General features: G+C 59.8%; 25 protein-coding genes. 18 read left to right on the plus strand and 7 right to left on the minus strand.

What is annotated here, in order from left to right; genetic code table 11:
* Window positions 1-10: 10 nt before the first annotated feature.
* Together VF672_RS05485 and VF672_RS05490 are read left to right on the plus strand one after the other, a co-directional pair.
* Complete coding sequence (locus VF672_RS05485) at window positions 11-1,153, plus strand: colicin E3/pyocin S6 family cytotoxin (protein ID WP_331102275.1); 1,143 nt, start codon at window positions 11-13, stop codon at window positions 1,151-1,153.
* Between the two features lie 11 nt (window positions 1,154-1,164).
* Window positions 1,165-1,404 (plus strand): pyocin S6 family toxin immunity protein, encoded by a 240-nt coding sequence (locus VF672_RS05490; RefSeq protein WP_331102277.1) that lies wholly within the window; start codon window positions 1,165-1,167, stop codon window positions 1,402-1,404.
* 122 nt (window positions 1,405-1,526) lie between these two features.
* Here the strand turns inward: VF672_RS05490 and VF672_RS05495 are convergent, their stop codons facing one another.
* On the minus strand, window positions 1,527-3,203 hold the full coding sequence (locus VF672_RS05495; RefSeq protein WP_331102279.1) for a DEAD/DEAH box helicase: 1,677 nt from the start codon (window positions 3,201-3,203) through the stop codon (window positions 1,527-1,529).
* Window positions 3,204-3,618: 415 nt separating this feature from the next.
* Between VF672_RS05495 and VF672_RS05500 the strand changes: the two genes are divergently transcribed.
* On the plus strand, window positions 3,619-4,410 hold the full coding sequence (locus VF672_RS05500; protein ID WP_331102282.1) for a crotonase/enoyl-CoA hydratase family protein: 792 nt from the start codon (window positions 3,619-3,621) through the stop codon (window positions 4,408-4,410).
* Here VF672_RS05500 and VF672_RS05505 read toward each other — a convergent pair whose 3' ends face one another.
* Window positions 4,411-5,166 carry a spermidine synthase gene (locus tag VF672_RS05505; protein WP_331102284.1) on the minus strand — a complete coding sequence of 252 codons (756 nt, stop codon included), beginning with the start codon at window positions 5,164-5,166 and terminating at the stop codon, window positions 4,411-4,413.
* A 205-nt stretch (window positions 5,167-5,371) separates the two neighbouring features.
* On the opposite strand from VF672_RS05505, the gene VF672_RS05510 reads away from it, so the two are divergent.
* Entirely contained in the window at window positions 5,372-6,718 is a 1,347-nt protein-coding gene (locus tag VF672_RS05510; protein ID WP_331102286.1) for a class II 3-deoxy-7-phosphoheptulonate synthase, read from the plus strand.
* 414 nt (window positions 6,719-7,132) lie between these two features.
* Here VF672_RS05510 and VF672_RS05515 read toward each other — a convergent pair whose 3' ends face one another.
* Both VF672_RS05515 and VF672_RS05520 read right to left on the minus strand, forming a co-directional pair.
* Window positions 7,133-8,380 carry a winged helix-turn-helix domain-containing protein gene (locus VF672_RS05515; RefSeq protein WP_331102288.1) on the minus strand — a complete coding sequence of 416 codons (1,248 nt, stop codon included), beginning with the start codon at window positions 8,378-8,380 and terminating at the stop codon, window positions 7,133-7,135.
* 49 nt (window positions 8,381-8,429) lie between these two features.
* Window positions 8,430-8,663: a DUF1127 domain-containing protein gene (locus VF672_RS05520; protein WP_331102290.1), complete on the minus strand. Its 234-nt coding sequence runs from the start codon at window positions 8,661-8,663 to the stop codon at window positions 8,430-8,432.
* Between the two features lie 96 nt (window positions 8,664-8,759).
* Here VF672_RS05520 and VF672_RS05525 point away from each other — a divergent pair, with 96 nt between their 5' ends.
* Window positions 8,760-9,614 (plus strand): LysR substrate-binding domain-containing protein, encoded by an 855-nt coding sequence (locus VF672_RS05525; protein WP_331102292.1) that lies wholly within the window; start codon window positions 8,760-8,762, stop codon window positions 9,612-9,614.
* A gap of 33 nt (window positions 9,615-9,647) precedes the next feature.
* Here VF672_RS05525 and VF672_RS05530 read toward each other — a convergent pair whose 3' ends face one another.
* Window positions 9,648-10,379: a sulfite exporter TauE/SafE family protein gene (locus VF672_RS05530; protein ID WP_414705576.1), complete on the minus strand. Its 732-nt coding sequence runs from the start codon at window positions 10,377-10,379 to the stop codon at window positions 9,648-9,650.
* A gap of 243 nt (window positions 10,380-10,622) precedes the next feature.
* Here VF672_RS05530 and VF672_RS05535 point away from each other — a divergent pair, with 243 nt between their 5' ends.
* The 7 genes from VF672_RS05535 (at window position 10,623) to VF672_RS05565 (ending at window position 16,819) form a co-directional block, all read left to right on the plus strand.
* The gene (locus VF672_RS05535; protein WP_331102295.1) at window positions 10,623-11,096 is read left to right on the plus strand and encodes a MarR family transcriptional regulator; all 474 of its coding nucleotides are present in this window, start codon (window positions 10,623-10,625) and stop codon (window positions 11,094-11,096) included.
* A 166-nt stretch (window positions 11,097-11,262) separates the two neighbouring features.
* Window positions 11,263-11,682 carry an organic hydroperoxide resistance protein gene (locus VF672_RS05540; protein ID WP_065993050.1) on the plus strand — a complete coding sequence of 140 codons (420 nt, stop codon included), beginning with the start codon at window positions 11,263-11,265 and terminating at the stop codon, window positions 11,680-11,682.
* A gap of 25 nt (window positions 11,683-11,707) precedes the next feature.
* On the plus strand, window positions 11,708-12,727 hold the full coding sequence (locus VF672_RS05545; RefSeq protein WP_331102299.1) for an alpha/beta hydrolase: 1,020 nt from the start codon (window positions 11,708-11,710) through the stop codon (window positions 12,725-12,727).
* 289 nt (window positions 12,728-13,016) lie between these two features.
* Window positions 13,017-13,514, plus strand: a complete 498-nt coding sequence (locus VF672_RS05550; RefSeq protein WP_331102301.1) for a hypothetical protein — start codon at window positions 13,017-13,019, stop codon at window positions 13,512-13,514.
* Window positions 13,515-13,622: 108 nt separating this feature from the next.
* Window positions 13,623-15,488, plus strand: a complete 1,866-nt coding sequence (locus VF672_RS05555; RefSeq protein ID WP_331102303.1) for a PAAR domain-containing protein — start codon at window positions 13,623-13,625, stop codon at window positions 15,486-15,488.
* Complete coding sequence (locus tag VF672_RS05560; protein ID WP_331102305.1) at window positions 15,475-16,146, plus strand: DUF2931 family protein; 672 nt, start codon at window positions 15,475-15,477, stop codon at window positions 16,144-16,146. The genes VF672_RS05555 and VF672_RS05560 overlap by 14 nt, the downstream gene beginning before the upstream one ends.
* Entirely contained in the window at window positions 16,133-16,819 is a 687-nt protein-coding gene (locus tag VF672_RS05565) for a DUF2931 family protein (RefSeq protein WP_331102307.1), read from the plus strand. The genes VF672_RS05560 and VF672_RS05565 overlap by 14 nt, the downstream gene beginning before the upstream one ends.
* Window positions 16,820-16,965: 146 nt before the next feature.
* Here VF672_RS05565 and VF672_RS05570 read toward each other — a convergent pair whose 3' ends face one another.
* Entirely contained in the window at window positions 16,966-17,535 is a 570-nt protein-coding gene (locus tag VF672_RS05570; protein WP_037011849.1) for an elongation factor P, read from the minus strand.
* An 87-nt stretch (window positions 17,536-17,622) separates the two neighbouring features.
* Window positions 17,623-18,756: an elongation factor P maturation arginine rhamnosyltransferase EarP gene (gene earP, locus VF672_RS05575; protein WP_331102310.1), complete on the minus strand. Its 1,134-nt coding sequence runs from the start codon at window positions 18,754-18,756 to the stop codon at window positions 17,623-17,625.
* Between the two features lie 122 nt (window positions 18,757-18,878).
* Here earP and VF672_RS05580 point away from each other — a divergent pair, with 122 nt between their 5' ends.
* The 6 genes from VF672_RS05580 to VF672_RS05605 all read left to right on the plus strand — a co-directional run.
* A complete protein-coding gene (locus tag VF672_RS05580) occupies window positions 18,879-19,274 on the plus strand; it encodes a hypothetical protein (protein ID WP_331102312.1) in 396 nt (131 codons plus the stop codon).
* Between the two features lie 40 nt (window positions 19,275-19,314).
* Window positions 19,315-19,797 (plus strand): transcription elongation factor GreAB, encoded by a 483-nt coding sequence (locus VF672_RS05585; RefSeq protein WP_331102324.1) that lies wholly within the window; start codon window positions 19,315-19,317, stop codon window positions 19,795-19,797.
* A gap of 122 nt (window positions 19,798-19,919) precedes the next feature.
* Window positions 19,920-20,126 (plus strand): hypothetical protein, encoded by a 207-nt coding sequence (locus VF672_RS05590; RefSeq protein WP_331102314.1) that lies wholly within the window; start codon window positions 19,920-19,922, stop codon window positions 20,124-20,126.
* Between the two features lie 117 nt (window positions 20,127-20,243).
* Window positions 20,244-20,804: a DUF1003 domain-containing protein gene (locus VF672_RS05595; protein WP_331102316.1), complete on the plus strand. Its 561-nt coding sequence runs from the start codon at window positions 20,244-20,246 to the stop codon at window positions 20,802-20,804.
* A 405-nt stretch (window positions 20,805-21,209) separates the two neighbouring features.
* Window positions 21,210-22,013 (plus strand): 2,5-didehydrogluconate reductase DkgB, encoded by an 804-nt coding sequence (gene dkgB / locus VF672_RS05600; RefSeq protein WP_331102318.1) that lies wholly within the window; start codon window positions 21,210-21,212, stop codon window positions 22,011-22,013.
* A gap of 330 nt (window positions 22,014-22,343) precedes the next feature.
* A partial coding sequence (locus VF672_RS05605; protein ID WP_331102320.1) for a FadR/GntR family transcriptional regulator occupies window positions 22,344-22,781 on the plus strand: 438 nt, incomplete at its 3' end.

Consider the following 22,781-nt stretch of genomic DNA (forward strand, 5'->3'; position numbering starts at 1 on the left):
CCGGTAGGTCATGTTCAAGGACGACACAAAAGATCCCTTCTGGGAAAACTCGATGTTCAAAGGCACAACGCTTCCCAACGGCGGCGCGTCCTGGGCAGCCTGGAATCCACCGCCCGAACCTGTGCCAACTCAAGCCCCAACACCAGAACGCTGGCCCGCCCCGATGCAGCGCACCGACAAGGTCTTTGCCAAGTCATGTGCAGCCGGGAATTGGTGCAGGACTGAAGCCGGCACCGCCGTAGAATCTGCTTCGAACTTCGGCGCGATCATGATGGCGGGCGCCATGATGCTGCCTTCCGCCTCCACCGCCATCGCCGCTGCACTGGGCGCGGACATGGGACTGGGGCGCATGGCCGGGGGCGGCATCATGCAACGCAGCCATACCTGGTTGCTTCGCGGCGCAAGCGGCCCTGCGGGTCTTTTCATTCTGGGCATGCTACCGGCGAAGATGGGCGACGGTACGCTCTACACCGACGATGAACTGCGCAGCATGACCCAGGCGACCACGCGGGTGCGTTTTCAACTGCGCCGTGATGGGGACGGCGAGTTGCAGGTGTACGGGATTCACGCCAAGGCCTCCGGCGATGATTCGGTCCGCACCGTGCAAGCACAATGGAATTCCGACAAGACGGCTATGGAAGCCCACCTCAACGGCATCACCATCCTCATGACGCCACCCCGAGGCCCACTCGGGACCCTCGAACCGCTGGTGTATCCTGAAAACAGCGATGCACGTTTAGGCACCATTCTCGTCCACCCGATCCCGGACGACACCGACAGCCAGCTCGACGGCCTACCCGGCGAAGACATCACCGCTGAAGACTGCATCATGGTGTTCCCCGCTGATTCGGGGCTGAGGTCGATGTATGTGGTGTATGCGCGGCCGTTTAATGGGGATCATGGGTATCATCCGCCTCCCGCAGGGCTTACGGCCTTCCCAGATGCAGTGAAAGTAACTGGAAAGACTAAGGTCCAAGGCGGAGGTGGTCTTCGCAAACGCTGGAAAGATGGCAAGGCCCGTATATTGGAATGGGACAGCCAACATGGAACGGTCGAGATTTACGATAGACAGGGCAAGCATCTAGGTGAGTTTGACGCCATCACGGGTGAACAAACCAAGCCAGCGCAGCCTGGCCGCAAAGTAGAAAAATAGGAGCAATATCCATGTACCTAGAAATCAACGGTTTTCTTCCGAATGATGATCCGGACGATTCGCTGAAATACGAGCTGGCAGTAGATACAGCGCTGACTAATCAGATCGTCAGCGTTCTCGGCCACGAAAGCCTTAATGCCATGGCTGCAGCCGAATGGCCGCTTGCGGGCGAGCAGATAGCCGAGCTCTCATCGTTAATCGGACAACCGCTTCCCTCCCATCTGGCATTGTTCATAGGCGTAGTCGCTTAGGGCGCTACCTCGCTTCAAAGGCACTCTTACATGTAATCCAACAAAGCCCCAAATTCCAGACAAAAAAAAATCCCCGAACCAGTCGGGGATTTTTTATTTCAGACGATCAGCTCAAGAGCAGATCAGTCCTCGCGGTAGCGACGCAGCTTGAGCTGCTTGCCGGCAACGCGGGTGTCTTTCAGCTTGGCCAGCAGACGCTCGAGGCCGTCTTCCGGCAGCTCGACGAGGCTGAAGCTGTCACGCACCTGGATGCGACCGATTGCTTCGCGAGCCAGACCACCTTCGTTGAGGATGGCGCCCAGCAGGTTTTTGGCAGCGATGCCGTCACGGGCACCCAGCGCAGTACGGCAACGGGCACGGCCTTCGGCCAATGGCACCGGGGCACGACGTTCGCGGTCGCCACGATCAGGACGGTCGCCTGCCGGACGCTCGGGACGGTCACCACGTGGTGCGTTGTTCGGCACCAATGGACGTTCTTTCTCAATCGCGCTCAGGGTCAATGCCTGACCGTTGGTGGCCTTGCGCAGCAGAGCAGCCGCCAGGGCACGTGGGGTGCAACCGATGTCGGCAGTCAGGCGGTCCAGCAATTCGCCATGGCTTGCTTCGGCATCAGCAACCAGCGGCGACAGGCTGTTGGTCAACTTCTTGATGCGGGCATCGAGAACGGCCTGGGAGTCCGGCAGACGCACTTCGGCAATTTTCTGACCGGTCATGCGCTCGATCACTTGCAGCATGCGACGCTCACGCGGCGTTACCAGCAACAGGGCGCGACCTTCGCGACCGGCACGGCCAGTACGGCCGATACGGTGAACGTAGGCTTCCGGGTCGTACGGCATGTCAACGTTGAACACGTGAGTGATGCGCGGAACGTCAAGACCACGGGCAGCAACGTCGGTCGCTACAACGATGTCCAGACGGCCATCCTTGAGCGAGTCGATGACGCGTTCACGCTGGTTCTGGGCGATGTCGCCGTTCAGCGCAGCAGCCTTGTAGCCTTTGGCTTCAAGGGCACTGGCCAGATCCAGAGTGGCCTGCTTGGTCCGCACGAACATGATCAGGGCGTCGAAATCTTCGACTTCCAGCAGGCTCAGAACGGCAGAGGTCTTCTGGTCAGCGTGAACCAACAGGTGGGCCTGCTCGATCGCGGTAACGGTCTGGGTCTTGCTCTGGATCTTGACGTGTTTCGGGTCTTTCAGGTGACGCTCGGCGATTGCGCGGATCGACTGCGGCAGGGTCGCCGAGAACAGCACGGTCTGACGCGTCTCAGGCATGGCCTTGAAGATGACTTCGAGGTCATCCATGAAGCCCAGTTTGAGCATTTCGTCGGCTTCGTCGAGAACCAGGTGGTTCACGGTGGCCAGGACTTTTTCGTCACGACGCAGGTGGTCACACAGACGACCCGGGGTAGCGACGACGATTTGAGCGCCGTTACGAATGGCTTTCAGCTGTGGGCCCATCGGCGCGCCGCCGTAGACAGCCACAACAGTTACGCCTGGCATCTGCTTGGCGTAGGTTTCGAATGCGGTGGCCACTTGCAGGGCCAGCTCACGAGTCGGCGCGAGGATCAGCGCTTGCGGCTCGCGTTTCGTCGGGTCGATCAGGCTCAGGATCGGCAGAGCGAAGGCGGCGGTTTTGCCGGTACCTGTCTGCGCCTGACCGATCATGTCGTGACCGGCGAGAATAATTGGGATCGATTGCTGCTGAATGGCCGAAGGCTCTTCGTAGCCGGTAGCGATGACAGCTGCAAGAATGGTCGGGTGAAGGTTAAGAGCGGCGAAGCCGCCGGTTTCCTGGGTCATGGGTCTGCCTCTGAGTGCATCCGCAAAGACCCATGCTTCAAAGCTGCGCGTGCCGTGTAAGACCCTAGAGTCACCCTGGCTGCTTTGTCGGCGGGGATTTGCGAAAACGTATTGATGAATGGATCGTCATGGGTGGTTCGTGACCGAACCGGTTCGAGAAGATGGCTTCACGAACCCATACCGTGACGAGGGCCCTATGAAAGGCCGGCGCGCACTATACCGGAAATGCTGAAACAAGTGAGGATTTTTTTAGCGAAACAGCCCCTTGCGGCCAACTGTCACAGGCTTTGCGCAAAGCTGCGTCAGTGTCTACTTTTCAAGTGCCCGGTATCGGTAGCGAACAGAGCTTAAACGATTCATCCAGACAGTGCGACACCCCATCCTCCCTTTCTCCTCATCTTCAGGGAATCGCGACATGACCTCTTCGATTAAAGGCCACGTCAGCCGGGAACAGCGCGGGGCAATCATGCTCATCGGCCTGGACCGCGTCGCCAGGCGCAACGCGTTCGACATGGAGATGCTAAACCAGCTAAGCCTGGCCTACGGCGAGTTCGAGCGTAATGACCAGGCACGTGTCGCGGTGGTGTTTGCTCATGGTGAGCACTTTACCGGCGGGCTCGACCTGGCCGAGGCCGGGCCCGCGCTGAGAGACGGCTGGACCCTGCCGCCCGGCGGTTTCGATCCGTGGGGGGTGTCTGTCGGCCCGCGGGTCAGCAAGCCGGTGATCGTCGCGGCGCAAGGGTACTGCCTGACGCTGGGTATCGAGTTGATGCTCGCCGCCGATATCAATCTGTGCGCGAGTAATTCGCGCTTCGCCCATCTGGAAGTGCAGCGCGGCATCTTTGCGTTCGGTGGCGCGACCCTGCGCTTGCACCAGATCGCCGGCTGGGGCAATGCCATGCGCTGGCTGCTGACGGGCGACGAGTTCGACGCGCACGAAGCCTGCCGTATGGGGCTGGTGCAGGAAGTGATGGCCCCGGAGGACCTCCTGCCCTCGGCGCTGCGCCTGGCGCAACACATCGCTGAACGCGCACCGCTGGGCATCCGCGCTACCCTTGAGTCCGCGCGTCAGGCGGTGCTTGAGGGTGAAAGCGTGGCGGCCAAGGCATTGCCGGCGCGGGTACAACGGGTGCTCGACAGCGAGGACGCGAAAGAAGGCTTGCAGGCGCTGCTGGAAAAACGCCCGCCGGTGTTCAGGGGCTGCTGATCAAGTGGCAGGCCGCAGCGTCTTGATCAACGGCAACAGCGAATAGCCCAGATGCGGCGCCAGGCCCTCGGCGCGCTGGGTCAACGCGTCGATGTCCAGGGTCTGATCAAGGTCGGCAGGGACGATGAGAATGACATTGCCCTCTTTCACCGGCAGTTCCCAGTAATGACGGTGATAGAGCCCGCGCAGCAGGGCCGCGCCCAGCGGCTTGCCATCGTCCGAGGCCCACTGATTGATTATCAGCCAGCCGCCCGCGTTGAGTCGCTGCTGGCATTTCTCGAGAAACCCCCAGGCCAGATGGCCGACGGCAGGACCGGTGTCGGTGTACAGATCGACGAAAATCAGGTCGGCGTCTTCCGCGGTCGGCAGCAGGTCGAGGGCGTCGCCGATGCGCACATACAGCCGCGGATCGTCCTGCAGGCCCATGTATTCCATGGCCAGACGCGGCACGTCGGGACGCAGTTCAATCGCTTCAACGTCCTCCAGGGGCAGAAACTTCAGGCACGCCTGCGTCAGCGTGCCCGCGCCCAGCCCCATGAACAGCGCGCTCTCCGGGGCCGGATGGCAGAGGGCGCCGATGAACATGGCGCGGGTGTAGTCGTATTCGAGCCAGGCAGGATCGGCCGTGAACGTGCAGCTTTGCTCGATGGCGTCACCAAACTCAAGGAAGCGGTAATCGGCCACCTCAAGTACGCGGATCTTGCCAAACTGGTCGTGAACTTCGGCCAACACGTGCTCTACGCGTTCCTCGGTCATTGCTGTTCTCGTGCCCTTGGTCAAAGTGATCGGGATCGCGCCTGCAGGGATAGGCGTCGCCGCGCGCCGTGCCTGGTCTTCTCCAAAAGCGGACAAGGCGCCCGGAAAAGCGCGGATTGTCCGCGAATCGCGCCCCTCAGGTCACGCAAATTCTCGGGGTGAGCTGCTAACATGGCTGTCCGATCGCATTGACCTCGAGTTCAAGATGAGCCAACCCTGGAGCCCCGACAGCTGGCGGAAACTGCCCATCCAGCAGCAGCCGCAATACCCCGACGCCGACCACGTTCGCCGTGTCGAGCAAACACTTGCCAGCTATCCCCCGCTGGTGTTCGCCGGGGAAGCACGCGAGCTGCGCCGGCAGTTTGCCGAGGTGACCGAGGGCCGGGCGTTCCTGCTGCAGGGTGGCGACTGCGCCGAGAGCTTCTTCGAATTCTCCGCGGCAAAAATCCGCGACACCTTCAAGGTGCTGCTGCAGATGGCGATCGTCATGACTTTCGCTGCCGGCTGCCCGGTGGTCAAGGTCGGGCGCATGGCGGGGCAATTCGCCAAGCCGCGCTCCTCCAACGACGAGACGATTGACGGCGTGACCCTGCCGGCGTATCGCGGGGACATCGTCAACGGCATCGGCTTTGACGAGAAGAGCCGCGTGCCAGACCCCGACCGCCTGCTTCAGGCGTATCACCAGTCCACGGCGACCCTCAACTTGTTGCGTGCCTTCGCCCAGGGCGGCTTTGCCGACCTGCACCAAGTGCACAAGTGGAACCTGGATTTCATCGCCAACTCGGCGCTGTCGGACAAATACAGCCAGCTCGCCGACCGGATCGACGAGACCCTTGCGTTTATGCGCGCCTGCGGCATGGACACCTCGCCGCAGCTGCGCGAAACCAGTTTCTTCACCGCCCACGAAGCGCTGCTGCTGAATTTCGAAGAAGCGTTCGTGCGTCGCGACAGCCTGACCCAGGACTTCTACGATTGCTCGGCGCACATGCTATGGATCGGCGACCGCACGCGGCAGCTCGATGGCGCCCACGTGGAATTCCTGCGCGGCGTGAAGAACCCGATCGGCGTCAAGGTCGGCCCGAGCATGAACACCGATGATTTGATCCGCCTTATCGACATCCTCAACCCGGACAACGACCCGGGGCGCCTGAACCTGATTGCGCGCATGGGCGCCAACAAGGTTGGCGATCACTTGCCGGGGCTGATTCGCGCGGTAGAGCGCGAAGGCAAGAAGGTGCTGTGGAGCTCGGACCCGATGCATGGCAACACCATCAAGGCCAGCAGCGGTTACAAGACCCGCGACTTCGCCCGGATTCTGGCGGAGGTGAAGCAGTTCTTCCAGGTGCACCAGGCCGAAGGGACGTACGCGGGCGGCATTCACATCGAGATGACCGGCCAGAACGTCACCGAATGCATCGGCGGCGCCCGACCGATCACCGAAGATGGCTTGTCGGACCGTTATCACACCCACTGTGACCCACGGATGAATGCCGATCAGTCGCTGGAACTGGCGTTTTTGATCGCGGAAACGTTGAAGCAGGTGCGTCGCTAGGTCGTGATGGGACCGACTGTAGGAGTGAGCTTGCTCGCGAAGAGGCATTAACAGACACCCTTGGAGCGTCTGAATGACCGCATCGCGAGCAAGCTCACTCCTACAATGAATTGCGAATAATGGATGCAGCAAACGGCGCCCGCGCATGACCTCCCCGCCCATTCCCGGCTGAAGCCGGTCCCACTAACGGCGCGCTGTTTTCTGTAGGACTGGCTTTAGCCGGGAAAGCGTCGGATGTCACACCATAGAATTGAGGATCCCAGCGCTGGCCCATTCCCGGCTAAAGACGGTCTCACTAACGGCGCGGTGTTTTCTGTAGGACTGGCTTTAGCCGGGAAAGCGTCGGATGTCACACCATAGAATTGAGGGTGCCAGCGCCGGCCCATTCCCGGCTAAAGCCGGTCCTCCGTTTCATTACAGGTGATCAAAGCCGTTGCGCACAAACGCTGACCGCAAGCGCGCCGCACTGGCGCGCTGGCAGTTGATCAGCACCTGCGGCAGATCCAGCCAGTTGGCCAATTGCCGCAAGTGAAATGCGAGGGCCTGCATGCCTTCGTCATCCAGTCCGGGTTGTTCTTCATGAACCGCATGGACAGCCAGACGCCCGGCTGCCCTTTCCGCACGCAGGTCAATGCGCGCCGCGATGCGTTCGTTGTGCAGAAACGGCAGCACGTAGTAGCCGTAAACCCGCTTGTGCGCTGGCGTGTAGATTTCCAGCCGGTAGTGGAAATCGAACAGCCGCTCGGTGCGCGCCCGCTCCCAGATCAATGAGTCGAAGGGCGACAGCAAGGCGCTGGCGTTGACCTTGCGCGCAACCGTCAACCCTGCAAGCGTGTAGGCCGGTTGTTTCCAGTCCTGCACCTGAACGCGCTGGACTGCGCCCTCCTCCAGCAGCTCCGCCAACCCACGCTTCGCAGGTGCCGGGTCCTGCCGGAAGTAATCGCGGATGTCCTTTTCAGTGCCCACGCCCAAGGCTTTTACAGCGTGCAGCAACAAGGCTCGCTGGGCATCGGATTCGCCGATATCAGGATGATTGACGATGGCCGAGGGCAGGACCCGCTCGGGCAAATCGTACAGCCGCTCGAAACCGCGACGGCCGGCGACCGTGACTTCCCCCGCTGCAAACAGCCATTCCAGCGCCTGCTTTTCAGCGCTCCAGTCCCACCAGGGTCCGGCGCGCTCCTGACGCGTGCTGATACTGCCCGCACCCAACGCGCCTTGCTCGCGCACGGTCTGCAACACCCGGGCGATAACGGTCTGCTGCTCGCGGCCGAACTTCGCCAGTTGCTGATAGATGCCCTCCCCCTGCGCCGCGCGCTGCATTCGCCAGCGCATCAGCGGATACAAGCCAACCGGCAATAGCGAGGCCTCATGCCCCCAGTATTCGAACAGTTGGCGTTGCCGTCCCTGGCCCCACGCCGCCTGCTCCAGCAACGCGCGCGGGTAATTGCCGAGTCGCGAAAAAAGCGGGAGATAGTGCGATCGCACCAGCGCGTTGACCGAATCGATCTGCAGCACGCCAAGCCGTTCGATCAGCTGCGCGAGGTGCGTCGCCTTGATGGTCGCAGGCAGCTGACGGCCGTTGAATCCCTGGGCGGCCAGCGCCAGACGGCGCGCGTGCTTGAGTGAAAGTTGCGGGTGGATCGGCAGTTCAGCGGGCATTGCGACCTCCTTGGCGAAGCCCAACGCTAACCGATCTCCCGCTGCCCTGTCAGTGCTTCATCGGGTCATCCCAGAAAGGACGCTCCACTTCTTCATAGACATCCGCCCGGCTCAGGCCCATGTCTTTCAACGCGTCGTCGCTCAGCGTGGCCAGTTCAACGCGTTGCTGATGCAGCTTGTACCAACGGGCGAGCTGCGCCACAGCCGACTTCCACCAACGTTGCACTGCGGATTCCTGCGACAGGGGTTTTACGACCAGCACGTAACCTTTTTGACCTTTCATCGTCTTGCCCTCCAGTGGGGATGGGCAGAGTGTTGCGCGGGGCCTAAGATCAATCCAACGAATGTTTCTTATGCACTGCATCTGGGAGATTGATGCATGACCACCTACCCGAGTATCGACAGCGAACTGCTGCGCACCTTCGTCGCGATCGCCGATGAGGGCGGCTACACCAAGGCGGGCGAAGTGGTGAATCGTACGCAGTCGGCGGTGAGCATGCAGATGAAACGGCTGGAGGAGGACGTGGTGCGGCGCCCCTTGTTTCTGAAGGACGGGCGCACCATCGGCTTCACGGCGGAAGGCCAGGTGCTGCTGGGCTACGCGCGCCGGATCCTGAAACTGCACAGCGAAGTGTTCAATACCCTGCGCGAGCCGCACATGGTCGGCACGGTGAAAATCGGCACGCCGGATGATTACGTGATGCGCTTTTTACCGGGAATTCTGCAGCGTTTTGCCCAGGCCTATCCGCTCGTGCAGGTGGAAGTGCATTGCGAGTCTTCGACGCAATTGCTGCAACGTCAGGACCTTGACCTGAGCATCGTCACCCGCGAGCCGGGCAAGGAAATCGGGCAGATCCTGCGCCAGGAGCGGTTTGTCTGGGCGGTCGGCGCAGGCTTTTGCCCACAGGAGCAGACGCCTATTCCACTGGCGATGTTCAACACCGATTGCTTTTGTCGCCAGTGGGCACTCAATGCGCTGCAGGCGGGCGGCCGTGAATACCGGGTCGCCTACACCAGCGCGAGCCTGTCGGCGATCATGGCAGTGGTCAGCGCAGGGCTGGCGGTGACGGCGCAACTGCAAAGCCTGATCACCTCGGACCTGGAAGTGCTGGGTGAACAGCACGGCCTGCCGCAGTTGCCGTCGGCGAGCATCGTGCTGCTGCGCAATCCAAACAATCCGTCGCCGATCACCGAATGCCTGGCCGACCACATTGCCGAGGGTTTCAGGCTGTAACCGAAACCGAGAGCGGCAGCTCCCCGCGTCGGATCACAGCTTGAAGCATAGCATGATCGCGCAGATCACCAGAAAGCCGCAGAACAACCAACGCAGCACGCGCTCCGGCAGGCTGTGCGCCAGCGCGACTCCCCAACTGATGCTGGCAAGCCCGCCAACCGCCAGCGGAATCCCCATTCGCCAGTCGACGTGACCGTGCAAGGCGTAAGTTGCCAGGGTGATCGCCGTGCTCGGCGCTGCCAGTGCAAGCGCAAGGCCCTGCGCCGCCACCTGCGTCGCGCCAAAAATGCCGGTCAGCATGGGCGTGGCAATGACGCCGCCGCCCACGCCGAACAGGCCCGCCGTAACGCCCGAGCCTACGCCGAGCAGCCACAGCCATCGGGTGTGACGCATCTGGGCGCCGGCGGAGCTTTTGCGCGAGAACATCTGGACCAGGTTAAACAGCGTGAGCACGATCAGAAACCCGACGAAACCCAGGCGCATGCTCTGGGGATCTACGCGCACGGCCCACAGCGAGGTCAGCCAGGACATCGTGAAACTGGGCACGATGAGCATCAACGCATGACGCACCGACACCCGGTTGCGCTGGTTATAGCGCCACAGCGCCACCAGCACGTTGGGCAGCACCATCAGCAGCGCCGTGCCCTGCGCCAGTTGCTGATCGAGCCCGAACAGCACGCCCAGCGCCGGAATGGCGACCAGCCCGCCCCCGATGCCGAACAGCCCGCCCAGTGTGCCCATCGCGGCGCCCAGCAGCAGGTACATCACTACATCGACAATCACTTGCGTTCCTCGGATCCGGTTTCTGCGCGCATGCTACGCAGTCATCGCCGTCGAGGAAATCCGCCGTGAACGATAGAGGCGATCCAAGACCGATCAGGGCGCGAATAACCGCGCTTGTCGGACCGATAGAACGCCACGCACGCGGCGATTACAGAAATTATCTGGTGCATCAAACATCAGAGCACTAAATTATCGAGCATGAATGACCAACCGAGGGATACCCGAATGAACGCCAACGAGCGCACCAACAAGGCAGGCGCTGGCAGTTGCGACGAGTTGCTGCTGGACAACCAGCTGTGTTTTGCCCTGTATTCGACGTCACTGATGATGACGAAGGTATACAAGCCGCTGCTGCTGGAGCTGAACCTGACCTACCCGCAATACCTGGCAATGCTGGTGTTGTGGGAGCGCGACGGCCTGACCGTCGGAGAAGTCAGCACCCGCTTGTTGACCGATCCGGGCTCGCTGACACCCCTGCTCAAAAGGCTTGAGGCCGAGGGCCTGATCCGTCGGACCCGCAGCAAAGACGATGAACGCGTTGTGCTGCTGACGCTGACCGAGGCAGGCAAGGCGCTGCACAAGAAGGCCCAGAGCGTTCCGCAATGCATTCTTGCCGCCAGCGGCATCAATCTTGAGCAGCTCAAAGCCCTGCAAAAAGACCTGCTCGCCCTGCGTGGGAACCTGCACGACAGCCTCTGATCAGGGCGCCGTGATCAACCTTTTTCAAAAATCTGAAATTTTATCTTGCGCGCTAAACATTAGCGCAGTACATTCCATCTCACTTGCTTAGCGCACAAACATTTAGCGCTAAGTAAACTCTGATTCAACCTTGTGTCCCCACCCAATCAGCAAGAGAGGAAATACCATGCAAGCTCTTTACACCGCAGTCGCAACCGCAACCGGTGGCCGTGATGGCCGTGCTGTTTCCGACAACAAAATCCTCGACGTCAAACTGGCCACCCCGAAAGAACTGGGTGGCGCCGGTGGCGAAGCCACAAACCCTGAGCAACTGTTCGCTGCCGGTTACTCGGCCTGCTTCATCGGCGCGCTGAAATTCGTCGCCGGTCAGAGCAAAAAAACCATCCCGGCCGATGCGTCGATCACCGCACATGTCGGCATCGGTCAGATCCCTGGTGGTTTCGGTCTGGACATCGACCTGCACATCAGCCTGCCGGGCCTTGAACAAGCCGAAGCCCAGGCGCTGGTCGACGCAGCCCACCAGGTCTGCCCGTACTCCAACGCCACGCGCGGCAACGTCGACGTACGTCTGCACGTAACCGTCTAAGACCTCGACTGACCGGGAGAACAACATGAACACGTTTGGCAAGATTCTGGCTGGCTCGCTCCTCGCTCTGTCGATCGGCAACGCTTACGCAGCGACCGACACCGACGTTGAGCACAACACGCAGGCGTTTCTGGACGCGCTGAATGGCGGAGGCGGCAAGCCGATCGAACAGCTGTCGCCCAAAGACGCCCGCGCTGTTCTGACCGGTGCCCAGGCCGGGGTCAAGCTGACCCTGCCCAAAGCCGATGTCAGCCAGAAGACCATTTCGGTGGACGGCCAGAACATCAGCCTGACGATCGTTCGTCCGGCCGGCGTCAAAGGCACCTTGCCCGTGTTCATGTACTTCCACGGTGGCGGCTGGGTGCTCGGCGATTACCCGACCCACGAACGTCTGGTTCGCGATCTGGTAGAGGGTTCGGGGGCGGTGGCGGTGTTCGTCAACTACACACCTTCGCCTGAAGCGCACTACCCGACGGCGATCAACCAGGCCTATGCGGCGACCCAATGGGTCGCCGAGCATGGCAAGGAAATCAACGTTGACGGCAAGCGTCTGGCGGTCGCGGGTAACAGCGTCGGCGGCAACATGGCGGCGGTTGTCAGCCTGATGGCCAAGGACAAAGGCACCCCGGCGATTCGCTATCAGGTGCTGCTGTGGCCGGTGACTGACGCCAACTTCGATACCGGTTCGTACGATCAGTTTGCCGAAGGTCACTTCCTCACCCGCAACATGATGAAGTGGTTCTGGGACAACTACACCACCGATCCGAAGCAGCGCGCCGAGATCTATGCCTCACCGCTGCGGGCCACGACTGAGCAGTTGAAAGGTCTGCCACCCGCCCTGGTGCAAACCGCAGGTGCCGACGTGCTGCGCGACGAAGGCGAAGCCTACGCCCGCAAGCTGGACCAGGCCGGTGTGCCGGTGACGGCGGTTCGCTACAACGGCATGATTCACGATTACGGGTTGTTGAACGTCGTCAGCCAAGTGCCAGAAGTGCGCTCGGCGATGTTGCAGGCTTCGCAAGAGCTGAAAGTCCATTTGAAATAAGGCGGGACGAACCGGGCCGGCGTGTCGACTCCTACAGGGTCAGCGTGTCTCGCCCACCTGCAAGATGAAGCCCCTGAACTCGCAAGAGTCAGGGGCTTTTTGCTGAGTATGAATAGACGTTTTCTGTAAGAAACGGACCAGACGTTTTTCATTTCGGTCCTACGTCATCGGAGGCACGGCGCTTCGGTTTCTGGCGTTGAACCTGATCATCATTTCTGCCCGGCCGGCTCAATCACCACGCATTGATTGATACGGCCCTCTCAGAATGATCACGACTCAGGACTTGGGCATGACTACCTCACTCCCTCCGATGTACACCAATGAAGTGACAGGCGACTTTCTTCAGTCACTCGACAAGCCCACCTTCACTTCTGAACAGATTGCTGAATTTCACGAAGACGCTGTGGCGGTCATTCGCAAAAACGAAGCCTATTGCCTGGCCCATCCGCCCATCGGCATCTATCGGCTTGCCACTGAAGGCAGCCAGACGCGCGACGGCGGCATCGTTCAAAAAACGCAGTCGACCATCACGTGCACCCTGGAGAACGGCGAGCAAGTGCGCTTAGCGCATAAGGGAGACTGCGTTCTTTATCCGGATGGTTCCACCGCCCAAATCATCACAGGCGCAGGCCACAGCAATGGTCACGTCGCGTTAGTGGGGAGCCGCTTGTGCAACGGCGACGAGATCATCAACACGCCACAGCCCCACAGACCGTTCGTAGCCCGCCAGGGCGTTCCTTTGGCTGCCGACTTCCTGCCTGCTGTTGGCAGCGCGAACGCCGAATAACACCCCAGTTGGTTCAGACCCGCGACCTGCCCATCGGGCTTTCGCGTGGATCTTCCACATCTTCATTCTTTCGCATGGACGCGACACCTGAACAGGGAACGAGCATTGATGGCTACCGGTTATTACATTCGACTGCACGACAAGACCCGCTGTGGCGGATTCGTCATGGAAGCAACTTCCAGCATGGGGTTGCACGGCCTGGAACAGTCGCGAGAGGGCGACGCGGTGAGTTGCGGTGTCGACGGTAAAACGTATCGGATCGAGGGCGGAATTTCCCACATGACCAGTGACGGCATTCGCTTGGCCGGCACATTGGACAGTGTAAGCGGTTGCCCCTGTAAAGCCCGGTTGGAAGCTTCGTTGTTCTGTGCCAGCTACGAGAACGAGGAGAGTTCGGCGGCAGTAGCGGCCTGGCCTTTTTCGGCCGCTGGTGACAGGCAGGGTGCTGCCGTCACAGCGATGTTCACGCCTCTCAACGCACGCCGTACTGCTGACGCGCAGAGGGAGCATAACCTCGAAGAAGAGGAAGAAGAAGTCGAGCAAGAACAACTGATCACTCTGCGCCTTGGTGTGTTCTTTGACGGCACCGGTAACAACCAGGCCAACAGCGAAGCGGTTGCAGGTTGCATGGCGAAAGATGTCGGGCTGGAAAATGAAGCCGAGGAGATACAGAAGTTCTGTGCCGAGTTTGGCTATGGGATTGACGGGAGTGCGCCCGACAACAGCTTTGGGAATGACACCTCGAATGTGGCGCGGCTTTATGATTTGTATAAGGACCAAGCCGGCGAGCGTATTGATTCAGCAACTGATGAAGCATCGATAGCGGTATACATCGAAGGGATCGGAACTGTCAGCGGCGGAGGTGACGATCTTTGGGGTCAAGCCACTGGGAGAGGAAAAAATGGAGTACTGGCGCGGGTTGAGCAGAGTGCGCAGTCGGTTGTGGAGCGCTTGCTGAGATTTAACCGCAACAATCCAGAAGTAACGATTCGCCGTCTTGAGATCGATATATTCGGGTTCAGCCGCGGAGCCGCCGCCGCTCGTCATTTCGCCAATGACATACGAAAAGGCATCAACAGCCTGCTTGCAAAAGCATTGCCTACCGGTAACTCGATATTCATTGAAGGGTTCGGTTGGCGAGTCCAGCATGATGTGCATCTGAACTTCATTGGTCTTTTTGACACCGTGCCAGCCATCGTCACACCGTTCATGCTGGATTTCAGCCCCGGCAATGATCGTAACTGGGGACTCAACCTGGGGCTTCCAACGGGTGCCGCCCGCAAAGTTGTGCAGTTGGTAGCGCGGGACGAACATCGTCTGAATTTCTCACTGATTCGTACCGAGAACGATATCGTTCTGCCCGGTTCGCATTCAGACATTGGTGGAGGCTACCGGCCTCGTATGCGTGAACGGCTGCTGGTCGCGAAACCGGCGAGTAGCCGGGAACGAAAGACCACGCCTAACGAACAGTCGCTTGCTTTTTCACAATCCATTCAAAGCGTCGGTCCTTTGGTCAGACGCCTGGTCGATCAGGGTCTTGAGCTAGATATACGTTGCCGCTCCGAAGACGAAGAACGCACGCAGGAAAATCAAATCCCCCTACACAAGCAGGTTAAGGTCATCACCACACTTGATCGCGAGCTGGAGGGAGATTTGTCGAAGATTTATCTACGGGTGATGCGTGAGCTGGCTGTTCAGCATGGTGCTCCGTTCGACGTTATCGACGAGTACGACCAGCGCCTGTCCTTGCCGACTGATCTCGCCACCATTTCAGCGAAGATTTTGGGTTATGCAACAGGTAAGAGAGCAGCGCTTGATCTGACCACCGCTGAAGAGGATTTGTTGTTGCTCCGGTATATACACCTGTCCGCCAGTTGGAACGCTGTGAAAGACCGTAACAGAACGAGCATCGGACCAATGTTTATCAACCGGCCAACCGATGACCATAAGCGGATTGTTCATGGCAATCGGTAGGATCAATGCGCTGCTTGGATGCGTCTTGGGCCTGATCCTCAGCGGGTGCAGCGCCACTAATGACGACACCTTAGAACTTCCATACGACTCTTGGCGATTGGGCTTCTTTGCTCCCAACTATATGGAGGTCTGGATCGAAACCGCTGACGCTGTGGATATTAACGACAGATGGTTCAAACGGGCAATGAGTGGCGTGGTAGCAGTGCAGACTCCACCGAATTTGACTGGCAGTCCGAAGGGCTGGCCAAAACGCCCGGGAGCTGGCGCGGGAAAACAAGTTTCGGGTGCTAGTCTTCCTCGCTTTATATACGTGCGCTGGCAATCTTTGGCCGAACAGAAGACCTATCAAGCTTACATAGAAATACCTAAACACGTTCGCAAAGCCATGCTTAAAGGTGAGCGCGCATATTGCAGGGCAGATAACAAATGGATCACCGATTATAGAGACCTGATTACCGTGGGTTTGGCACCGGGAGGCGTGACTAAAACTTGGATTCAGGGAGGCTGTCTTGATGCAATCGAAGTCAGCCGCATACAAGGTCGGATAGTCGAGAAAGGTCCTCATCAAGGTTATGCAAAGGGTCGTTACTATCGTCCTCCCAACGAGGCATCGCAGACCTACATCGACAAGTTCGGGATCCCTTATGACTCTTGGTAAAGGCGGATCAAAAAAAATCAACGTCCTATTCGGATGCGTACTTGGCCTGATTCTGAGCGGATGCAGCAGCGCTAACGACTACGGGGTGGAGCTACCTTACGACGCATGGCGACTGGGCTTTCTTGCCCCCAATTACATGGAAGTCTGGATTGAGACAGCCGATGTCGTCGATGTCAAAGGGCGGTTATTCAGACGGGCCATGAGTGGCGTGGCGGGGATTCAGACGCCACCCAAGCTCCGGGGAAATCCAAAAGGCTGGCATAAACAACCGGGCGACGGAAAAGGCAAGCACGTCTGGCGTGCAGATGTCCCTCGGCTGATCTATGTACGCTGGCAATCGTTAGCAGAACCCCAAACCTATGAAGCCTACATTGAGATTCCAGAGCGAATTCAGCAATCCATGCTTGAGGGTGGGAAAACCTATTGCGATTCAAGCAAGGTTTTGATCGATGACTACCGAAAGAATCTGGTGGTGGGTCTCGCTCCCGGCGGTGTTGTCAAAACCTGGCTCATGGGAGTTTGTATCGATGCGATTGAAGTCAGTCGCATACAAGGTCGGATAGTCGAGAAAGGTCCTCATCAAGGTTATGCAAAGGGTCGTTACTATCGCCCTCCTAATGAGGCATCGCAGGCCTACATCGACAAGTTCGGCATCCCCTATGATTCCTGGTAGGCCGAGTTGAGGATGACTCCGTTGACAGCCGCTCGCGCAACCCAGCGTGGAGCACCCAGCGAAAACACTCCCCACAAAAAAGCCCGACTCAATGGTCGGGCTTTTTCATGTCCGGCGTTACACCACCGGCCTGACAAAAGCAGTGCTTATTTGGCACGGCCTTTGTAAGAACCGCCTTCGCGGGTGTCGATTTCGATCTTGTCACCGATTTCGATGAAGTCGGCAACCTGCAGCTCGGTACCGTTGGCCAGTTTGGCCGGCTTCATGACCTTGCCCGACGTGTCGCCACGAGCGGAGCCTTCGGTGTAGTCGACGGTGCGCACGATGGTGGTCGGCAGTTCTACGGAAACCAGACGGTCTTCAAAGAAGATCGCTTCGCAGACGTCGGTCATGCCTTCTTCAACGAATGGCAGAACGGCTTCGATGTCTTCAGCGTTCAGCTCGTACATGGTGTAGTCGGTGGTGTCCATGAACGTGTAGGTGTCGCCGCTGATGAAAGACAGCGTGGCTTCCTTACGGTCCAGGATCACGTCTTCCAGCTTGTCGTCGGCGCTATAGACGATTTCAGTCTTGTAGCCGGTCAGCAGGTTCTTCAGCTTGGTCTTCATGATCGCGCTGTTACGGCCCGACTTGGTGAATTCAGCTTTCTGAACCAGCCAAGGATCGTTTTCCAGCTTGATCACGGTACCGGGTTTAAGCTCTTTACCAGTTTTCATTACGAGTATCCGAATTTGGATGAAAGATCTTTCTAAGCCCTGTACGAAAAGCCACTTTTCGTACAGGGCTTAATACAAGGCCGCGTATCATATCCAATTTCGGTAAAAGCTTACCAGCGCAGTCGTCAGATCCTCCTGCAAGGCCTGTTCCAGACACCAGCGCTCGGCATGGGCAGCCAGTTCGTCAGCGTGTTGCTCAAGGGCATTCCAGCCCCGTGTCATGTCTTTTCCCGCATTCCATTGGCGCCAGACCTCGGTCAGCGCCTGCCGCGCCCCGTCCGAAAGCCCCGCCAGATACAACGCCAGAAACGCATCGAGCTTGGCCCAGTGCGCGTCGTCGTCCTGTTCATAGATGTGCCAGATCAGCGGCCGGCCGGCCCACTGCGCACGGACGAATGAATCTTCACCGCGCACCACGTTGAAATCGCAGCACCACAACAGCCGGTCGTAGTCCTCCTGACCCACGAATGGCAGTACTTGAACCGTCAAGCTGTCTCTGACGTGCACGGCGCCTGCCTTCAACTCATCAACCCCCAACCAGCGCTGAACGTCGCCGAGAACGCGACCTTCCGGGACCAGCAGGTGGGTGTTGCGATCTGCCTGGGCCAGGCAAGCCAGCCAGCTGCCAAGCCCGGCGTGTTCGTAGGCGAACAGGGACATCAGCCGTGCATCGGCGCGGGGCGCGATGTTCAGGCGCTGGAGGAAGGCCTGCCGCGCCGCCGGATCTGACTGAAACGCCTGACGCTTTTCGATCAACCCGGCCTCACGCAGCAACCCGCCGGTCTTGTCGGTGAACCCGGGGAAGAAGAAATACTTGCGCACGCCCGACGACTGGATCGACGGCAGGCCGTGGCAACCCGACACCCAGTCCTCGGCGCTGAGGTATTCGAGGTTGAACCACAGCGGACGCATGTCCTGCACACGCATCGCCTCGATGTAGTCAGGTGGCAGCCGGCAGGCGAAGGCTTCGACCACCACGTCCGGCAGCTCGACCGGTTGCCAGACCTTGGGCCACAGACAGACACTAACGCCATCCCGAACCTGCTGTGCAGCCAGCGGATCCGCGCCCGGGCACAGGCGGACGAACGCATTCAGGTCGTCGACCCAGAGGCGGACGTGCAGATCGTGTTCGGCGACCAGTTGTCGGGCCAGGCGAAAGGTCACGCCGACGTCGCCGAAATTATCCACAACGCTGCAGAAAATATCCCAGGAGGCTTTCATCCGGGCTCCCCGAGTCAGTTCAAAAAAACCGATTGTCCTTCATTGCGGCGCAGAATCACCAGCCCCGGCCGTGCGACAATTGCGCCACTGCTGGCCACATGCATACAAGTCTGGAGTCTGTCATGTACGTCATCCATCGCGAACTGTCCGTCACGCTGCGCCCGCTCAGGCTGATTCTGTCGATTGCCGCCGGCATCTGGCTGGGGTTTCTCGCCGTCCTGCTGAGCCTGTGGCTGATCTACAAGCTGCTCCCCGCCGAGCAGACCCAGGCGCTAAGCAACGCAGCTGCGCAATTGACCGCTCCGCCAGCGGCAAAGGCCAGGCCGGAAAGCGATAACCCGATGTTCGATCAGTACCGGCAGATCCTGCGCGACAGCGAAGCGCGGCAGACGCAAGAGGCCGAACAGGCGGAGCGGCAACGCAGCTTCAACGGGCCCAAGTGCCAGTTCTGGATGCAACAGAACCAGACCGCTCCCAGCGAAAAAAGCCGTGCGAGCGTTTATCAGTTCTGCGGTTGAACCTTAAGTCGAGTCATTCCATGGCCGTGAACCCATGCCCGTGAACAAGCACACCGTCCTGCAGCGTATCGTTGAAAAGTTGCAGGTCGATCTCGACGTGGCCGTGCGTGCTGCGCAAACCGCTTACGAAACCGCGACCCACGAAGAGAATATCGCCGAGAACAAGTACGACACCCTTGGGCTAGAGGCGTCGTATCTGGCGGCGGGCCAGGCGCGGCGGGTGGAAGAAATCCGTCAGTCGCTGAGCCTCTGTCGTCATCTGGTGCTCAAGCCTTTCGATGAGCAGCGGGGCATTCAGACCGGCGACCTCGTGGCCTTGCGGGCAGACAACGGTGCCGAGCAGCTGTTGTTTCTCGGGCCTGACGCCGCAGGGCTGAAGATCACCGCCGACGAGCACGTCATCACGGTGATCACGGCACGGTCGCCATTGGGTCAGCACCTGCTCGGCAAGCTCGACGGCGATGAAGTGGAAGTGGTGGTGAACGGCAGCCGCCAATCGTTCGAAATCACGCAGATCCTGTGATCCACTGATCATTTGCAGGGTTGTAGCGTCCGACTTTTTGTGGGTAAGGTGCGACTCGCACGACAAACGGTGAACCCCGGAACACGGAGCCGGGGACACGGATTTAATCAAGGAGATATTTCATGACGAACGTCATCACCTTTCCTGACGCCCATGAACGTGATCGCCTCAAGTCCAGTGACCACCTCGGTTTGAGATACCTGAACAAGAAAGAGCGGCAATTGATCGATCGTCTGCGCATGACCAGTCACGCCGGCCGCCAATACGTTTACGACTACGCCAGCATCATGCAGCTTTCCAAGCCGCTGTACCCCGAACCGGTGGATTGACGCCACAGCGCCGCTGTCCTGTCGGCAGGCCTGCATAAAGGTTCAGCGCAGGTTCAGCACACCACCACGGGGCGCGGGCCTATAGTGGGCAGATGTTTCTGTCTTCAGGAAAGCATCATGCCCACTGCACCGCCCACCCCTTCCCCCGCCGAGCGGGGCACTGTCGCTGCCAAAGCGCCGGTTGACCACCTGCGCTTCCATAAACATCACGCGCATTTGGCGCCGACCTTTGGCACCGATGCGTTCGCCCTCAAGGCAGAAGCGTTTGCGCGCTTCTTCGGCACACCGACCTTTCTCGGTGCGCAGACGCTGCTGGTGCTGCTGTGGGTGGGCGCCAACCTGAGCGGGCTGGTGTCGTTCGACCTCTACCCGTTCATCCTGCTAAATCTGGCGTTCAGCCTGCAATCGGCCTACGCCGCGCCGTTGATTCTCCTCGCGCAAACGCGACAGGCCGCGCGCGACAAAGCCAGCGCCGATGCCGACGCGTTGCACCGCGAGGCGCTGGCAACGGCCAACGAAGAACGCATGGGCCGAGCGGCGCAAAACACGGCGCAGATGCTTGAGCTGCTGGAGCAGAACACCCGGCTCACCGAAATGACCAAAATGCTGACCGAACGCGTTGAAGCGCTGACGGCGGACATGCACAAGCATTTCGTCAAGCGCGACGGACATGTTTGAAGTGCCTGGCGCCTGATGAGTACTTCGGCGCCATGCCAGGATCTGCGTCGAACGGGCGATTTGGAATGCGCGAAATCTGTAGGAGCCGGCTTGCTGGCGAATGAGTTTGTTCAGGCGCTGCCGTGGTGAATGACACAACGGGTTCGCCAGCAAGCCGGCTCCTACAGACGTAGGTGCGGCCGTTGATCACTTGCTGGCACGGCGACCTTTGTGGGTGCATTTAATCCAGCGGTGCAACTTTCCAACTGAACGAAGCCGACCACCCGCTGCCCCAAACTCCATGGCATTCATGATCCCGCGTCAAAAGTCCCGTGCCTGCGCTGTGGTTTTTCCCTGCCAGGCGACGCGGGATACTGGCCGTCTGTTTCGTTCGTTCCCTTCCCTCCTGAACCCTGGAGTTTTCCTATGGCAGTTCCCGCATTTGGCCTCGGCACCTTTCGCCTGAAAGATCAGGTCGTTATCGATTCGGTCAGCAATGGCCTGGACCTGGGCTACCGCGTCATCGACACCGCGCAGATCTACGGCAACGAAGCTGAAGTCGGTCAGGCCATCGTGCAGAGCGGCGTGCCGCGTGACGAGCTCTACATCACCACCAAAATCTGGACCGACAATTTCGCCGCCGACAAGCTGATCCCCAGCCTCAAGGAAAGCCTGGCCAAGCTGAAAACCGATCACGTCGACCTGACGCTGATTCACTGGCCATCGCCCAAAGGCCAAGTCCCTGTGGCTGAATTCATGGGCGCGCTGCTGGAAGCCAAACAGCAAGGCCTGACCCGTGAGATCGGCATTTCCAACTTCACCGTCGCGCTGATGGAAGAAGCGATTGCTGCGGTCGGCGCCGAGAACATCGCCACCAACCAGATCGAACTGCACCCCTACCTGCAAAACCGCACCGTGGCGGATTTTGCCAGGCAGCACGGGATCAAGATCACCTCCTACATGACCTTGGCCTACGGCGAAGTGCTGAAGGACCCGGTGATCGAGCAGATCGCCCAGCGCCACAACGCGACGCCTGCACAAGTGACGCTGGCGTGGGCCATGCAATTGGGTTATGCCGTGATTCCGTCTTCGACCAAGCGTGCGAACCTGGAAAGCAACCTGAAAGCCGTGGACCTCACCCTGAGCGAAGACGATATGGCGCAGATTGCTCAGCTCGACCGTGGCCATCGCCTGACCAGCCCGGCCAGCCTCGCGCCGCAGTGGGACTGATGCAGCCGTGATTCTGGCTTCGGCCAGAATCACCCCGGTCACTGCCCTCTAATAACGCATCTGAACCATAAACAGGCGCCTTGCCTGGCACGTCCCAGAAATTGGTTCGCTTCACCCCCGAACCAATCCTTCCTGCCCCCGCGAACCAAACTTGTGAACCTTTCCCGATTGGCCCGACCTGGCGGGATCGTGCCTGCCTGAACGTCCGGTCATCGGCGCATGCGGCTGAACCAATTTCCATTGGCATCGCTATTGCACCTCTCCTCATCAGCCACGCCTTGCTTGATCAAGCCCTGGGCCTGCGGTTAATCCCCGTGACGAGAGACGCAGATGGACAGCATCGACACTGACGCAACGCACGACACCTCCTCGAAAATGGCGCTGGATGCGCTGCGCCAACTGGTCGCGCAGCAGGCAGCCTTTCCGCAGCGGCCGTTGCCGACCGAGCGCGACCTGGCGGTGGATTTCGGGGTTAGTCGCCGGGCCATTCGCCGCGCGCTGGCGGTGCTCGAAGCCGAGGGGCATATCTGGCGCCGCCAGGGCAAAGGCACCTTCGTCGGCCCTACCCCGCCAAGTGCGGCCATGAGTTTCGCCAAGCTGTCGAGCCGAACCAATTTCAGTGAAGTCATGGAGGCGCGTATCTACCTGGAGCCGGCGCTGGCCTCCCTGGCCGCGCTGCGTGCCAGCGGCGAGCAAATGGCAATCCTGCGCCGGCTGGCTGAACGCACCACTCACCAGCAACACGCCAGCGAGCCCGACGCCGAGGGC

It is taken from the genome of Pseudomonas sp. (assembly GCF_036387035.1).
Lineage (GTDB): Bacteria > Pseudomonadota > Gammaproteobacteria > Pseudomonadales > Pseudomonadaceae > Aquipseudomonas.

Excerpts from the sequence above, each read along its gene's own strand:
- VF672_RS05510 (WP_331102286.1), top strand. The coding sequence starts at position 5,372 with ATGAGCCAACCCTGGAGCCCCGACAGCTGGCGGAAACTGCCCATCCAG.
- VF672_RS05495 (WP_331102279.1), bottom strand. The coding sequence starts at position 3,203 with ATGACCCAGGAAACCGGCGGCTTCGCCGCTCTTAACCTTCACCCGACC.
- VF672_RS05490 (WP_331102277.1), top strand. The coding sequence starts at position 1,165 with ATGTACCTAGAAATCAACGGTTTTCTTCCGAATGATGATCCGGACGAT.
- VF672_RS05570 (WP_037011849.1), bottom strand. The coding sequence starts at position 17,535 with ATGAAAACTGGTAAAGAGCTTAAACCCGGTACCGTGATCAAGCTGGAA.
- VF672_RS05555 (WP_331102303.1), top strand. The coding sequence starts at position 13,623 with ATGGCTACCGGTTATTACATTCGACTGCACGACAAGACCCGCTGTGGC.
- VF672_RS05485 (WP_331102275.1), top strand. The coding sequence starts at position 11 with ATGTTCAAGGACGACACAAAAGATCCCTTCTGGGAAAACTCGATGTTC.
- VF672_RS05500 (WP_331102282.1), top strand. The coding sequence starts at position 3,619 with ATGACCTCTTCGATTAAAGGCCACGTCAGCCGGGAACAGCGCGGGGCA.
- VF672_RS05580 (WP_331102312.1), top strand. The coding sequence starts at position 18,879 with ATGTACGTCATCCATCGCGAACTGTCCGTCACGCTGCGCCCGCTCAGG.
- earP (WP_331102310.1), bottom strand. The coding sequence starts at position 18,756 with ATGAAAGCCTCCTGGGATATTTTCTGCAGCGTTGTGGATAATTTCGGC.
- VF672_RS05525 (WP_331102292.1), top strand. The coding sequence starts at position 8,760 with ATGACCACCTACCCGAGTATCGACAGCGAACTGCTGCGCACCTTCGTC.
- VF672_RS05520 (WP_331102290.1), bottom strand. The coding sequence starts at position 8,663 with ATGAAAGGTCAAAAAGGTTACGTGCTGGTCGTAAAACCCCTGTCGCAG.
- VF672_RS05505 (WP_331102284.1), bottom strand. The coding sequence starts at position 5,166 with ATGACCGAGGAACGCGTAGAGCACGTGTTGGCCGAAGTTCACGACCAG.
- VF672_RS05565 (WP_331102307.1), top strand. The coding sequence starts at position 16,133 with ATGACTCTTGGTAAAGGCGGATCAAAAAAAATCAACGTCCTATTCGGA.
- VF672_RS05560 (WP_331102305.1), top strand. The coding sequence starts at position 15,475 with ATGGCAATCGGTAGGATCAATGCGCTGCTTGGATGCGTCTTGGGCCTG.
- VF672_RS05515 (WP_331102288.1), bottom strand. The coding sequence starts at position 8,380 with ATGCCCGCTGAACTGCCGATCCACCCGCAACTTTCACTCAAGCACGCG.
- VF672_RS05550 (WP_331102301.1), top strand. The coding sequence starts at position 13,017 with ATGACTACCTCACTCCCTCCGATGTACACCAATGAAGTGACAGGCGAC.
- VF672_RS05590 (WP_331102314.1), top strand. The coding sequence starts at position 19,920 with ATGACGAACGTCATCACCTTTCCTGACGCCCATGAACGTGATCGCCTC.
- dkgB (WP_331102318.1), top strand. The coding sequence starts at position 21,210 with ATGGCAGTTCCCGCATTTGGCCTCGGCACCTTTCGCCTGAAAGATCAG.
- VF672_RS05540 (WP_065993050.1), top strand. The coding sequence starts at position 11,263 with ATGCAAGCTCTTTACACCGCAGTCGCAACCGCAACCGGTGGCCGTGAT.
- VF672_RS05545 (WP_331102299.1), top strand. The coding sequence starts at position 11,708 with ATGAACACGTTTGGCAAGATTCTGGCTGGCTCGCTCCTCGCTCTGTCG.
- VF672_RS05535 (WP_331102295.1), top strand. The coding sequence starts at position 10,623 with ATGAACGCCAACGAGCGCACCAACAAGGCAGGCGCTGGCAGTTGCGAC.
- VF672_RS05595 (WP_331102316.1), top strand. The coding sequence starts at position 20,244 with ATGCCCACTGCACCGCCCACCCCTTCCCCCGCCGAGCGGGGCACTGTC.
- VF672_RS05530 (WP_414705576.1), bottom strand. The coding sequence starts at position 10,379 with ATGTACCTGCTGCTGGGCGCCGCGATGGGCACACTGGGCGGGCTGTTC.